The sequence below is a fragment of the Streptomyces sp. NPDC007917 genome (assembly GCF_042959105.1).
GTDB lineage: Bacteria > Actinomycetota > Actinomycetes > Streptomycetales > Streptomycetaceae > Streptomyces.
Map to the genome: position 1 here is coordinate 201,860 of NZ_JBIBKK010000002.1, position 13,642 is coordinate 215,501.

The following is a 13,642-nucleotide window of genomic DNA, read 5'->3' on the forward strand; positions in this document are numbered from 1 at the left end:
GACATGGCAACGCCGGGTAGCCGCCGCCCGGACGTACGGGCGCACACGGCAATGGCCGGAAGAGAAGAGAAAGGGAGAAAAGGCGGAAAAACGCCGTATGGCGGGTCAGGAGCCCACAGGAGACAGGCAGTGCCGCGGGCGAAGCCGGACGCCATCCATCTGAGGCGGGACGGACCCGGCCGAGATCAGACGCGACAGAGCGTGCCGGAGACCCGCAGCAGATCGATGTGGCGCCGCAGGGCGCGGGCGAAGCCGACGAGGCGGACGGGGGCGTCGTACACAGCGGACTTCACGACAGCTCCCTCCCGTCAGATCCTCGGACTCGATGTGCTCCGACCGTAGCCGTGCGCGTTCTTCCACGTCAAGGCTTGAACGTATACACGCGTGTACGTAATCTCCTCGGAATGAACGCGCATCCCGGACTCCTCGACCACATCGTCCTCGCCACGCCCGATCTCGAGGCGACGGTCGCCGACTTCGCCCGGCGCACCGGCGTCCAGCCGGCCCCCGGCGGTGCCCACCCCGGCCGCGGCACCCGCAACTGCCTGGTGTCGCTGGGCGGTTCCGGCTATCTGGAGATCATCGGCCCGGACCCCGAACAGCCCGAGCCGCCACTCCCCCGCCCCTTCGGCATCGACCGGCTGACCGGCCCAAAAACGGTGACCTGGGCCATCTGCCCGCCCGACCTGGACAAGGCCGTCGCCGATGCCCACGCCGTCGGCTACGACCCGGGGCCGGTACTCCCGATGAGCCGCCGCCGACCGGATGGCGCCCTGCTGACCTGGCGCCTGACCTCCTCCGACACCGCGCACCCCTCCGGCCTGGTCCCGTTCCTCATCGACTGGACCGGATCGGCCCACCCCACCCAGGCCGCCCTCCCGCACACACCCCTGCTGGACCTGTCCGCCCGCACCCCGGACCCGGACGGGGTCCGTGCCCTCATCCTGGCCCTGGGCACCAGCCTGCCGCTCAGCACCGGCCCGCTGCGGCTCTCCTTCACCGTTGACACCGCACACGGGCCGGTGACCTTCACATGAGCGTCTACGACTCCGCCGCCGCGCAGTACGAATCCATCCGCGCCATGATCGTCGGCGGTGAACTCCCCCCGGGCGCCGTCCTCCTGGAGACGGCCCTGGCGAAGAAGCTCGGCGTCTCCCGCACCCCCGTACGGGAAGCACTCGCCCGGCTGGCCCAGGAGGAGCTGATCAACCGTGAGATCCGCGGCTACGTCGTCAAGACACGGACCCCGGAAGAGATCCGCGAGATCTACGACGTCCGGATCACCCTCGAATCGGCCTGCGCGGCGGCGGCCGCGGAACAGGCGTCCCGCCGCGACCTGGCGTCACTGGAGCGCATCACCGCCGAGGCCGAACACTGCACCGACCCGGAGAAGCACCTCGGGCTCAACACCGAGTGGCACCAGGCCCTGCGCACCGCGGCACACAACGGCACGATGTCCCGGCTGCTCGACGGACTCGGCGTCCTCCAGCAGATCTACGACGCGCAGATGACGCCGGTCGACCACCTGGACAAGGCCCTCCGGGCCGGTCAGGAAGAACACCTCGCGATCCTGGACGCCATCCGCCGAGGCGATGCGGAAGCGGCGCGCACGACGATGATCCACCATCTGTCCCGCACCCGGGACCTGAAGGTGGACGCCTTCCAGCGGAACCACACGGCCATCCGGTGTTGACGCTCCCGCGGCCCGCTTGGCGAAGAGGCGGAGCGGAGCCTTACGCCATGGCTCACGGCGCGCCGGAGTCCAGCCGGATCTCCCGGCCCTGCCAGCGCTTTCTCAGCCACCGGTCATGACTGGCCACCACGATCGCACCGGGGCCGGTCCCCAGGGCCTCCTCCAACTCGTCGCACAGCCGCGGTGAGAGATGGTTGGTGGGCTCGTCGAGCAGCAGCAGCGCGGGCGGGCGCGCCACCAGCAGCGCCAGAGCAAGGCGGCGCCGCTGACCGACCGACAGATGCCCGACCGCCTTGTCCAGGTCCGCCTCGTGCATCAGACCGAGCGAGTCCAGTGGGACGGCCTTTGCCCGTTCGGCGCCGAGCGCGAGCGCGTAGGTGTCCCGAACCGTACGTTCCGGCCGGTCGAACACGGTGTCCTGGGCCAGCAGCCCCACCGTCAGCCCGCGGCGCCGCCGTACCTCGCCCTGTGCGGTGATCCGCCCGGCGAGCACGGCCAGCAGCGTGGATTTGCCCGCTCCATTGCCACCCGTGACGAGCAGCCGTTCCGTCGCCGAGACCTCGAGACGCCCGACGGACAGGCGGCCCGCCACCCGCGCGTCGCGCAGCGCCACCAGGGTGCCGTCCGCCGACTCGGCCGCGAGCGCGGTGCGCTGGAACCGCAGCGGACACGGCGGCGCGCCGACCTGTGCGCGCTCCAGTTCCTCCAGCCGGCGGGTCGCGTTGCGCACCCGGCGTGAGATCTGGTTCTGCACCCGGCCGGCGCGGTGGCCGTATCCCATCTTCTCGTTGTCGCGGCGCTCGCGGTTCGGGGCGAGCGCGTGGGCGGTGACACCGGCCGTCTGCCGCAGCGCCTCGAGCTCCTGCTGCTCCTCGGCGTAGCGCCGCTCCCAGCGTTGCCGCTCGGCGTTCTTCTCCGACAGATAGGCGGTGTAGTTGCCGCCGTAGCGGACCGGGCCGTCCACGGCCGGGTCGAGGTCGATCAGATCGGTGCAGACGGCGTCGAGAAAGGCCCGGTCGTGGCTGGCCAGCACCACGGCGCCGGGCAGCCCGCGCACCTGCTCCTCCAGGAAGGCGGCGGCATCGTCGTCGAGGTGGTTGGTCGGCTCGTCCAGCAGCAGCGCCGAGGGCCGCCGGACCAGGAGGGCGGCCAGCGCGAGCCGGCCGCGCCGGCCGCCGGAGAGCGACCCGAGGGTGAGGCGTTGCGCGAGCGCGCCGAGACCGAGCCCGTCGAGTACGAGCGCGGCCCGCCGGTCGGCGTCCCACGCCTCGCGCTCCTCGGCCCGCTCCAGCCGCCTGCCGTACCCCTCCATCAACTCCTCGTAGGCCGGGGAATCCTGCGGTGTGCGGGCCAGTTCCCCGGAGAGGCGTTCCAGCTCGGCGAGGTCCTCGCGCGCCTCGCGCAGGGCGTCGTCCATGACGTCGGCGATGGTGGCCCCGGCGTCGAAGGGCATCTCCTGCTGGAGGAAGCCCAGGCCGGCCGGGCGTGTCACCCGTCCGGCATCGGGTGTGTCCGCCCCGGCGAGCAGCCTGAGCAGCGTTGACTTCCCGGCGCCGTTCTCCCCGATCAACCCGACGCGGTGGCCGGGGGAGGCGGCGAGGGAGACGCCGTCGAGCACCCGTCTGCTGCCGAGGGTGCGGACGAGGTCGTGGGCGAGCAGGGGTGATTGCGGCATGGTGATCCGTCCCGGGTGAAAGGTGCCCGGCCCGCCGGGTGACACACCTCGGCGGGCCCGGCCGGCGGTCGTCGGCCCGTTACTGCTGAGGTGCGCCCGTCTCGGTGAGCTCGCCGTCGGCCAGCCGAAGCCACCGGTCGACGCCGATCCGGGCGAGGAACCGCTGGTCGTGGCTGACCACCACGAAAGCGCCCTGGTAGGAGCCCAGGGCGCTCTCCAACTGGCCCGCGCTGACCAGGTCCAGGTTGTTCGTCGGCTCGTCCAGGAGCAGCAGTTGGGGGGCCGGTTCGGCGCACAGGACACAGGCCAGGGTGGCTCGGAGCAGTTCGCCGCCGGAGAGGACCGCGACCGGCAGATGTGCCCGCGCGCCGCGGAAGAGGAAGCGGGCGAGCAGGTTCATCCGTTCGGCCTGCGGCCGCTGGGGGGCGAAGGCGGCGAAGTTCTCCGCGACCGTACGGTCGCGGTCCAGTACGTCCAGCCGCTGCGAGAGGTAGGCGATCTGCCCGTCGGCTCGCTTGATCTCGCCGCTGTCCCCCGTCAGGTCGCCGCTGACCAGCCGCAGCAGTGTGCTCTTGCCCGCTCCGTTGGGCCCGGTGAGCGCGATGCGTTCGGGCCCTCGGATGGTCAGGTCGACGCCCTTGCCGGCGAACACGGGCCGCTCGCCGTGGCGGACCTGCATGGCCTCGCCGAGGAAGAGGGTGCGCCCGGCGGGTACATCGGTGTCCGGAAGGTCCACGGTGATGCGCTGTTCGTCGCGCAGCGCCCGCCCCGCCTCGTCCAGCCGGGCCTTGGCCTCGCTGACCCGGGAGGCGTGCATCTGCCCCGCCCGCCCCGCGGACTCCTGGGCTCCGCGCTTCATGTTGCCGGCGAAGATACGCGGAAGTCCGGCGTTCTTGAGGTTGCGGGCGGCGTTGCTCGCGCGGCGCTCGGCGCGCTCACGGGCCTGCTGCATCTCCCGCTTCTCCCGCTTCAGCTCCTGCTCGGCGTTGCGGAGGTTCTTCTCGGCGACCTCCTGTTCGGCCCGCACCGCCTCCTCGTACGCGGTGAAGTTGCCGCCGTAGAAGCGGACTTCGCCGCCGCCGAGTTCGGCGATGCGCTCCATGCGGTCGAGCAGGGCCCGGTCGTGGCTGACGAGCAGCAGGCAGCCGTTGTAGTCCTCCAGCACGTCATAGAGCTTGTGGCGCGCCTCGAGGTCGAGGTTGTTGGTGGGCTCGTCGAGCAGCAGCACATCGGGCCGCTTGAGCAACTGGGCCGCGAGTCCGAGGGAGACGACCTGACCGCCGCTGAGTGTGGCGAGCCTCCGGTCCAGGGTGAGGTCGGTCAGGCCCAGGCGGTCGAGCTGGGCGCGGGTGCGTTCCTCGATGTCCCAGTCGTCGCCGATGGTGGTGAAGTGTTTCTCGTCGACGTCGCCGGACTCGACGGCGTCGATGGCCCGGATCACCTCGGCGACGCCCAGCACCTCGGCCACCGTGAGTGTGCCGGTGAGGGGAAGGTTCTGGGGCAGATAGCCGAGGGTGCCGAGCACCGATACGGACCCGGCGCCGGGCCGCAGTTCGCCGGCGATCAGCTTGAGCAGGGTGCTCTTGCCGGAGCCGTTCGGAGCGACCAGCCCCGTACGGCCGGTGCCCACGGTCAGCGACAGGTCCTGGAAGACGGGGGTGTCATCGGGCCAGGTGAAGGAGAGGTTCGAGCAGACGATGGCAGCATCGGACATGGGGTGACCTCGTGCGATGTGAGAGGGGGAGGAAAGAGACCTCTACCCCGGGCAGACAGGAAAAGGGAACGACGGCCGGGCCACGTCGGCGATGCTCCTCCGCACCAGCCGGTGGCCGCTCACATCCGGGTATCACCCGCAGATGTCGTCGTCACCCACCATGTCAACCGCTCCTCGGTACACGATTACGTCCGCTCCAGCCTAGCAGCAGGCCCGCATCCCACCGGATCCGCGTCCGCGTCCGCCCGGCCCGGCGCCTCTACTCGATCATCAGACTCCGGTCCACCCGATGCGCAATCTTCGGCAAGAGCCGCCGCAGCGGGGAAGTTGTCCTTACCCTGACGTGGGCCTTGCCCGGTCGGCAGGCCCACGGGTGACCGGGAGGCGACTGGTCGCCGCTGGTCGATCAGCGAGGGGGAAGAGAAATGAACGTACGTCAATCGCGTCTCAGACGCTCCGCGGCGCTGGCCGCGGCCGTGCTCACGCTCGCCTCGGGCGTGGCCGTATCGCTGCCGCCGGCCACCGCCCAGGCGGCCGACGCCACCGAGGTGGTCATCCCGTCGCCCGATGCCTACGGCGATCGGGCCGAGACGCTGCTGTTCACCGGCGCCAACGGTGTGCTGCACCAGGAGCAGGGCTCCAACAGCTACCTGTGGACCAACACCTACAACCGCCGGACCGTTCCGGTGAAGGCGCTTGACGGTGTGCCACGGGAGTCGATCTTCTCGAGCTACGACGAGCTCAACCGGGTCGCCTACGCCACCACCGGCGAGGACGGCGGGACCTCGATCACCCTGCTCAACATCGAGCGGAACACCACGGCCACCCTGAGACTGCCGGACGGCTACGCCCACCCCCGGGTGCACGGCGGGTTCGTCCTCGCCTCCCGGACCGGGGAGGACGGCTCGGACGAACTGCGGGTGCTGCGGCCCCGCACCGGCGGCACGCCCTACGACGTGCAGGTGCGGCTGCCGGCGGACGCCACCGCCGAGTCCGAACCGGTGCTGTTCGGCGGCGAGGGCACCTCGCTCCTCATCCGCTACCGCACCGGCTCCACCCACGGCTACGGCATCCTCGACGGGATCACCGGCGCGGTCACCCCGCTGCCGGTCACGGGCGAGGCGAGCAGCTTCCGCATCACACGTGACACGGTGACGTGGTTCAGCCGGCAGGACGGGCAGGGGGTACGTGTGCTGCCGCGCGACGGCACCACGAGCACACCGCGGATCGTCCCGCTCACCCCGCAGTCCCCCGACAGCGAGATCACCGCCTACACGGTGGGCCGGAACGTGCTGTGGCACGAGGGCGACCGGGGCCCGCTGCGTCTGACGCCGATCGACGGGGCGGAGACCCCGCGCGTCCTGCTCACCGACATCGAACAGGGTCTGCAGGGGGGCGACAGCACGCTCACCGCCCTGGGCCGCGACGCGGACGGCAAGCGGACCATCCACGGGTTCACCGTGGACGGCAGCGGGCTCGTGTTCGACCAGCGGCTGCGCGAGGTGACACCGGTCACGCTGGCCTACGGCTCGATCGAGGCGCTCGGACTGGACCGGGGAACCGTCCGCTACGTCAACGCGCTGCAGCAGACGGAGCGGCTGCACGGCAAGGACGTCGGCACCGCGCTGGACCCGTCCGCCGGGGACGATCTGCCCGTCCACGGCGACTCCGCGCCGGGGCGGTTCGCCGACGGCGGCGACGAGGGCCTGGCCCGGCTGGTGGCGGACCCGGACAACGGCGGCAAGGACGTGCTGGTGACCGGTGACGACCCGGACCGGCCCGTCGACCGGCTGCCGCTGCCCGCCTCGGACGGCCGCATCCTGGACGTCTCCCCCGAGTACGTCCTCTACCAGTCGCAGGGCCCCTACCAGCGGCAGTACGTCATCGACATCGTGCGCGACCGGATCGTCGAGGAACAGGCCGTCCAGGCCGCGGCCCTGGACTACTCCACCCTCTGGACGGCCTCCCCCGACCGGCCCGGCACCGTGATCGCCACCGATCTGCGGACGGGGAAGCAGACCGACACCGTGTCGCTCGGCGCCTCCTGCACACCTGAGGAGTTGCAGAGCAACGGCACACTTCTCTACTGGAGCTGCCCCGAACAGGGCAAGGCCGGCGTCCAGAACCCGGCCTCCGGGCGCGCCTACTCCGCCCCGGCCGAGGAAGTCCTCCTCGGCGACGGCTTCATCGCCCGGTACAACGACACCGACGGGGCACTCAGCCTCACCGGGCTCGGCGAGGACGGCACTACCACCGATCTGGGCACCGTCCTCGGGGTGAAGTCCGGCTCCGCCGCCGACAGCCGGGGCGTCACCTGGGCGGTGGACCGCCGCGCGGGCAAGCTCGCCTATGTCGACAGGGCGGAAACCGTCCACGTCTTCGCGCCCCAGCACGGCGTGTCCGCGCTGTCCGTCCCGGACCGCAGCGCCCCCGCCACCTGGGACCGCGCCGAGGACACCACCGCCTGGAGGGCCCAGTGGTGGCTGTCCAAGCCCGCCGCGTCCTGGAAGCTGACACTGCACGACCCGGACACCGACACCGAGGTGCGCACCTGGACCGGCGACGCGGCCGCGAGCACCGTCAAGGTCTCCTGGGACGGCACCACCGACGAGGGCGCCACCGCCCCCGACGGCGCCTACACCTGGATCCTGACCGCCGCCCCCGCGGACGGCCGGGGAGAGACCGTCACCGTCTCCGGGACGCTCGCCGTCACCGGTTCATGAGGCTCTGACGCCACGACGCTCAAAGCCCGGCCGGCGGAGCGCGGCGAACGCCGCGCTCCGCCCCGCCGTGTCAATCGGTGGCCTCCGACAGTTCCTCGTACAGCCCTTCCAGCGCGATGTGGTCGTCGTCGGTGCCCGTGTGGGGAGCGGCGAACCAGCGCGCGTAGTCGACGAGCTCGGAAAGCCGCCAGTCGAGCGCGAACAGCTCGGCCATCGCGGGATCGGCGGCCAATCCCTCGCCCTCATCGGTGTCGAGCAGATCGGCGTAGTCCCGCTCGCGCGGCGCGAGGGCCAGCGACTCCCAGTCGACCAGCTTCAGTCCACCGGCCACCACGACCTGGTTGTCGTTGTGCGGCTCGCCATGGGTCGGCACCCAGGTGTCCCGGCGGGCGTACGCGATGTCCGCCAGCTCCCGATAACGGCCGGTCCAGCGCTTGATCGCGTCATGGTGTGCGGCGAGGGCGCCCCGGGCCTCCTCCGCCAGCGGGCCGGACGCCCAAGGCCGGGCGGTGCGCGCCCGCAGCTCGTCGGCGAACTCCGGGCCGACCCGTGGAGTCCAGCACGGCAGGCCCTCCGGTGGCGCGGCGCGATGCAAGGCGGCCAGCACCGCGATCACCTCGCGGACGTGCCGGAGCGCACCGGCCTCCGCCTCGGTCGGGGACCGGCCGTCCAGCCACGGCGTCGCGCTGAGCACACCGGGTCCGACATCGATGGTGAGCCGCCCGGACCGCGCGGGCAACGGCGCGCACACCAGCTCCAGACCACCGGCGGCCAGGGCGGCCGCCGCCGTGTAGGCGGCCTCCAGCGAGGCGGCGGTGTGACGGGGCGCCAGCTGATCCAGCGTCACGAACAGGGTCTGACCGCCACCGGCCACCCGCCAGTGGTACGCGCCGAAACCCCAGGGCAGGTAGTCGATGTCGACCACCTCGGGCAGCCAGTGGGCGGCAATCGCACTCGCGATCGCCTCATCATTGATGAAGGAAGGACGGGAACGCACAAGATCCCATCCTAGGGAGCACGTGGGCCACCGTCATGCGAGTTTCGCGGGCACCACGGTGTGCCCGGCGCCGAGCATGCCACCGGCCTCGATCGCGCCGGCGGTGGCGCCCCGCGGCTAGGACACCGGGACCGTGGCCATCTCGGCCGCCTGGCGCAGCGCCTCGACCATGCTGCCGGCCTCCGCCGTGCCCGTTCCGGCGATGTCGAACGCGGTGCCGTGGTCGACGGAGGTGCGGATGACGGGCAGGCCCACGGTGAGGTTGACACCCGCCTCGATGCCCAGCACCTTGACGGGGCCGTGGCCCTGGTCGTGGTACATCGCCACGATCAGGTCGTAGTCGCCGCGCGCGGCGAGGAAGAAGGCGGTGTCGGCGGGGAGCGGGCCCCGGGCGTCGACGCCCTCGGCGCGCAGCTTCTCCAGGGCCGGGACGATCTTCTCGTCCTCCTCGCCGTAGCCGAAGAGGCCGTTCTCGCCCGCGTGCGGGTTGATGCCGCAGACGCCGATGACGGGGTTCGGGTTTCCGGCGCGGACCATCGCCTCGTGGCCGCGGCGCACGGTGCGCTCGACGAGGCCCGGCTCGATGCGGTTGACGGCGTCGATCAGGCCGATGTGGGTGGTGACGTGGATGACCTTCACCTTCTCGGTGGAGAGCATCATCGAGACCTCCTCGGTCCCGGTCAGATGGGCGAGGAGTTCGGTGTGGCCGGGGTAGATGTGTCCCGCGGCGTGCAGGGCCTCCTTGTTGAGAGGTGCGGTGCAGATGGCGTGCACCTCGCCCGCCACGGCGAGTTCGGCGGCGCGCTCGATGTACGCGTACGCGGCGCCGCCCGCGACCGGCGACAGCTCGCCCCAGGCCAGGTCGGTGGGGAGCAGGCCGAGGTCGACCACGTTGACGCGGCCGGGCGTGAACGCGGCGTCGCGCGGGTGGTCGACGGCGGCGATCTCGCAGTCCAGGCCGAGGACGCGGGCGGCCTCGCGCAGCCGCCGCGCGTCGCCGACGACGACGGGGCGGCAGCGGGTCAGGACGGCGTCGTCGAGGAGGGCCGAGACGACGACCTCGGGGCCGATGCCGGCACCGTCGCCCATGGTGACGGCGATCAGGGGGAGGGGGGCGGTCATGAGAACAGCTCCTAGGCGGGAGGGGTGGGTGACGGGTTCAGGCGGCTGCCGTGGAGGCGGCCGAGCGGTTCCAGCTCGCGTACGCCCAGCGCGTCCAGGGTGGCGCGGGCGGTTTCGCCGCCGGTCAGGACGAGATCGGGGCGGCCCGGGTACCCGGCGGCGAGCGCCCCCAGGGCGGTGCTGAGGGCCCGCCCCGCGCCGGGGCGCGGGCCTGCCGAGCCGTCGATGGACAACACGGTCAGAACAGGCGCGGTGGCGGTGGGCGGCAGGCGGACGGTGCCCGCCGCCAGGCCGGCCGGATCCAGTGGCGCATGGTGTGCGCCGGGCGCGGTGAGGCGCGCGATCTGCGCAACCGCGCCGGGCTCGGCGGTCCCCACGACGAAGAGCAGCGGGATGCCGTCCCGGGCGGGCGCGGGCGGGGGTGTGGCGATGCCGGCGGTGTCGAGCGACAGACGGACCGGGCCGCCGAGCGCGCAGGCGGCCGCGCCGGACAGGTCGTCCGCGAGCGCGACGACATACGGCGGTACGGGCGGCGAGCCGGACGGATGCGGGGGTGGGGGCGGGGCACGGGATCGAACCTCCTTGGGCGCGCCCGGCCTGGGCCGCCCGGCTAGGATCATGACACAATTTGCGTGAAGCGCGCGAGACCTCTTGCGCGAATTACGCAGCCGTGCGAGCGTTCCCGTGGCGTCGACGGCCGTCACCCGCGGACCGTGTCGCCCTCGTGGGCGCGTCGCGTACGGGCTACCCTGCACGTCGCGCCGTACATGGCCGCAGCGCGGGCACCGCCGGGAACCACCTCGGCGACCGGTCGGGGCCGCGCAGCCGCACGGCACCATCCGTGATGCGCACATCACGCATGAGATCGCGCGATCAGCACGAGACCGCACCACCCGCACCACCCGCCTCGGAAGGACCCGCCGTGACCGTCGGCCCAGAACTCCCGCACGTCCCCGTCCCGCTGTCCCGTCTCGTGCTCGGCACGATGACGTTCGGCGACACCGCCGACCGCGCGACGGCCGCCGCGATGGTGGACGCCGCGCTCGACGCGGGCATCACCGGTGTGGACACCGCCAACGGCTATGCGGGCGGGGAGAGCGAGCGCATGCTCGCCGAGTTGCTGCCGGGCCGCCGCGACCGGGTGGTTCTCGCCACCAAGGCCGGCATTCCACACCCCGACCAGGGCGAACACGCGCCGCTCTCCCCCGAGGGCCTGCGCGCCGCGCTCGACGGGAGCCTCAAGCGTCTGGGCACCGACCGCGTCGACCTCTTCTATCTGCACCAGCCGGACCGCAGGACACCGCTCGCCGATACCCTGGCGACCGTCGCCGAGTTCGTAGCGGCGGGCAAGGTCCTCGCCCTCGGCGTCTCCAACTTCGCCGCCTGGCAGATCGCCGAACTCAACCGCGTGGCCGACCAGGTCGGCGCCCCGCGCCCCGTCGTAGCCCAGCAGCTGCACAATCTCCTCGCGCGCCGCGTCGAGGAGGAGTACACGGAGTTCGCCGCCGTCACCGGACTGCACACGATGGTCTACAACCCGCTCGGCGGCGGCCTGCTCACCGGCCGCCACCGTTTCGAGCAGGCACCGGCGGGCGGGCGCTTCGGCGACTCCAAGCTGGCCGCGATGTACCGGGAGCGGTACTGGAACGAGGATCTGTTCCGCGCCGTCACGGACCTCACCCGGATCGCCTCCGACGCGGGCCTGCCGCTGACCGACCTGGCCCTGCGCTGGCTGCTGTCGCGGCCCTCCACCGACGCGCTGCTGCTCGGCGGCTCCAAGGTCGAGCACCTGAAGGCCAACATCTCCGCCGCCTCCGCCGGCCCGCTGCCCGCGGACGTCCTGGCCGCCTGCGACGAGGTCGGCGCCCGCCTGCGCGGCCCGATGCCCGCCTACAACCGCTGACCTCGCCCCCACGCCGCTCACCTCGTAGCCCACCTCGCAATGGAGACACACATGGCCACCGGCCGCACGTCCGCCGAGTTCACCGCCGCACTGCGCAATCGCGAGCAGCTCATCGGCTACTGGTCGCTGCTCGACTCGCCGATCGCCGCCGAGCGCCTTGCCCGCGTCGGCTACGACTACCTGGCCTTCGACGCCCAGCACGGTCTCTTCGGCTACCAGGGCATGCTGAACAACCTCCTCGCCACCGACACCAAGGGCAGCACCGCCGTCGGCATGGTGCGCGTGGAGGCCAACGACCTGACCTACATCGGCAAGGCGCTCGACGCGGGGGCGAGCGCCGTGATCGTCCCGCTGATCGACAACGCCCAGGACGCCGCCGACGCCGTCGCCGCCGTGCGCTATCCGCCGCTGGGCCGCCGCTCGTACGGCCCGATGCGCGCCCAGCTGCGCATCGGCCCGAACCCGGCCGACACACACGAGCAGACCGCCGTCCTCGCGATGATCGAGACGGCCGACGGCCTGGCCAACGTCGAGGAGATCTGCGCGACCCCCGGTCTGGACGGCGTCTACGTCGGCCCGTCCGACCTGCGCCTGGCCATCGGCGGCGCGACCTCCACCGACCCGTCCGTACAGGAGGAGTTCGAGCAGGCCCTCATCCGCGTCCGCGAGGCGGCCGAGGCGGCGGGCATCGCGGCCGGTATCCACAACGCCGACGGCGCGAGCGCCGCCCGCCGCCTCGCCGAGGGGTTCACGTTCGCCACGGTCGCGGCCGATGTCGTACATCTGCAGCAGATCGCGACGTCCCACCTCCAGGCGGCACGCGGCCAGGCGCGCTGATGCCGACCACGCTCATCACGACCCCCACCTTCGCCCGGTACTCGGAGCGCCCCTGGCAGATCCTCCAGGAGGCCGGAGCGGGCCCCCTGCGCCCCCGCGAGGACGTGGCGCTGCCCACCGCCGAACTCCTGGAGCGCGCGGCCGGAGCGGACGCGTTGATCGTTGGCATGGACCCGATCACCGCCGAAGTGATGGACTCCGCGCCCCGCCTCAAGGTGATCGCCAAGCACGGCGTCGGGGTCGACACCATCGACGTGGCCGCCGCCCACGCGCGCGGGATACCGGTCGTCTGCGCGCCGGGCAGCAACTCGCGCGCGGTGGCCGAGTACGCCTTCGGCCTGCTGCTGTCCGCCGCCCGCTCCCTCACCGCCTCGCACACCGCGGTGGCGGCGGGCGGCTGGCCGAAGCTGTTCGGCCCCGAACTGCACGGCAAGACGCTGGGCATCGTCGGCTTCGGCCGCATCGGCCGTCTGCTGGTCGGCTACGCCCGTGCCTTCGGGATGGAGCTCCTTGCCCACGACCCGTACGTCTTTGAGGCAGACGTCCGGGCGCAGGGCGCCGAACCGGTCGCGCTCGACGCCCTGTTGGCGCGCGCCGATGCCGTCAGCCTGCACACCCCGCCCGACCCGTCGGGCGCCCCGCTGCTCGACCGCGCCCGCCTGGCGGCGATGAAACCGGGCGCGATCCTGGTCAACGCCGCGCGCGGCGGCCTCGTCGACGAACACGCGCTCGCCGACCTGCTCGGCTCCGGCCACCTCGGGGCCGCGGCCCTCGACGCGTTCAGCACCGAGCCGCTGCCCGCCGACCACCCGCTGCGCGAGGCCCCGCGCACCCTGCTGACCTCCCATATGGCCGCCTGTACGCCCGAGGCCAACCAGGCCATGGGCACGATGGTGGCCGAGGACGTCGTCCGTGTCCTGGCGGGCGAGGAGCCGCACCACCAGGCGCGTTGAGACACCCCGCCACACGCCCCCACGC

Annotated in this window: 11 protein-coding genes; 6 read left to right on the forward strand and 5 right to left on the reverse strand. The window is 72.5% G+C overall.

Annotated elements, in window-relative coordinates:
- Window positions 1-404 precede the first annotated feature (404 nt).
- Window positions 405-1,037, forward strand: a complete 633-nt coding sequence (locus tag ACFZDL_RS03960; protein ID WP_353591235.1) for a VOC family protein — start codon at window positions 405-407, stop codon at window positions 1,035-1,037.
- Window positions 1,034-1,693, forward strand: coding sequence for a GntR family transcriptional regulator (locus ACFZDL_RS03965; RefSeq protein WP_353591236.1), 660 nt, complete (start codon window positions 1,034-1,036; stop codon window positions 1,691-1,693). Before ACFZDL_RS03960 ends, ACFZDL_RS03965 begins: the two co-directional genes overlap by 4 nt.
- A 52-nt stretch (window positions 1,694-1,745) precedes the next feature.
- On the opposite strand, the gene ACFZDL_RS03970 is transcribed toward ACFZDL_RS03965, so the two are convergent.
- Window positions 1,746-3,368: an ABC-F family ATP-binding cassette domain-containing protein gene (locus ACFZDL_RS03970; RefSeq protein WP_353591237.1), complete on the reverse strand. Its 1,623-nt coding sequence runs from the start codon at window positions 3,366-3,368 to the stop codon at window positions 1,746-1,748.
- A gap of 79 nt (window positions 3,369-3,447) precedes the next feature.
- Entirely contained in the window at window positions 3,448-5,082 is a 1,635-nt protein-coding gene (abc-f, locus tag ACFZDL_RS03975) for a ribosomal protection-like ABC-F family protein (protein ID WP_353591238.1), read from the reverse strand.
- A gap of 425 nt (window positions 5,083-5,507) precedes the next feature.
- Between abc-f and ACFZDL_RS03980 the strand changes: the two genes are divergently transcribed.
- Window positions 5,508-7,805 (forward strand): FlgD immunoglobulin-like domain containing protein, encoded by a 2,298-nt coding sequence (locus tag ACFZDL_RS03980; protein WP_353591239.1) that lies wholly within the window; start codon window positions 5,508-5,510, stop codon window positions 7,803-7,805.
- Between the two features lie 70 nt (window positions 7,806-7,875).
- Here the strand turns inward: ACFZDL_RS03980 and ACFZDL_RS03985 are convergent, their stop codons facing one another.
- From ACFZDL_RS03985 to ACFZDL_RS03995, 3 genes are all read right to left on the reverse strand, one after another.
- Entirely contained in the window at window positions 7,876-8,802 is a 927-nt protein-coding gene (locus ACFZDL_RS03985) for a phosphotransferase (RefSeq protein WP_353591240.1), read from the reverse strand.
- Window positions 8,803-8,919: 117 nt separating this feature from the next.
- Entirely contained in the window at window positions 8,920-9,924 is a 1,005-nt protein-coding gene (pdxA, locus tag ACFZDL_RS03990; protein ID WP_353591241.1) for a 4-hydroxythreonine-4-phosphate dehydrogenase PdxA, read from the reverse strand.
- A gap of 11 nt (window positions 9,925-9,935) precedes the next feature.
- Window positions 9,936-10,544, reverse strand: coding sequence for a nucleotide-binding domain containing protein (locus ACFZDL_RS03995; RefSeq protein ID WP_353591242.1), 609 nt, complete (start codon window positions 10,542-10,544; stop codon window positions 9,936-9,938).
- A gap of 302 nt (window positions 10,545-10,846) precedes the next feature.
- Here ACFZDL_RS03995 and ACFZDL_RS04000 point away from each other — a divergent pair, with 302 nt between their 5' ends.
- The 3 genes from ACFZDL_RS04000 to ACFZDL_RS04010 are packed head-to-tail and all read left to right on the forward strand — an operon-like array spanning window position 10,847 to window position 13,617.
- Entirely contained in the window at window positions 10,847-11,827 is a 981-nt protein-coding gene (locus ACFZDL_RS04000) for an aldo/keto reductase (protein ID WP_353591243.1), read from the forward strand.
- Window positions 11,828-11,878: 51 nt separating this feature from the next.
- Complete coding sequence (locus ACFZDL_RS04005) at window positions 11,879-12,664, forward strand: aldolase/citrate lyase family protein (protein ID WP_353591244.1); 786 nt, start codon at window positions 11,879-11,881, stop codon at window positions 12,662-12,664.
- Window positions 12,664-13,617, forward strand: a complete 954-nt coding sequence (locus ACFZDL_RS04010; protein WP_353591245.1) for a phosphoglycerate dehydrogenase — start codon at window positions 12,664-12,666, stop codon at window positions 13,615-13,617. Before ACFZDL_RS04005 ends, ACFZDL_RS04010 begins: the two co-directional genes overlap by 1 nt.
- The last annotated feature ends 25 nt before the right edge of the window (window positions 13,618-13,642 follow it).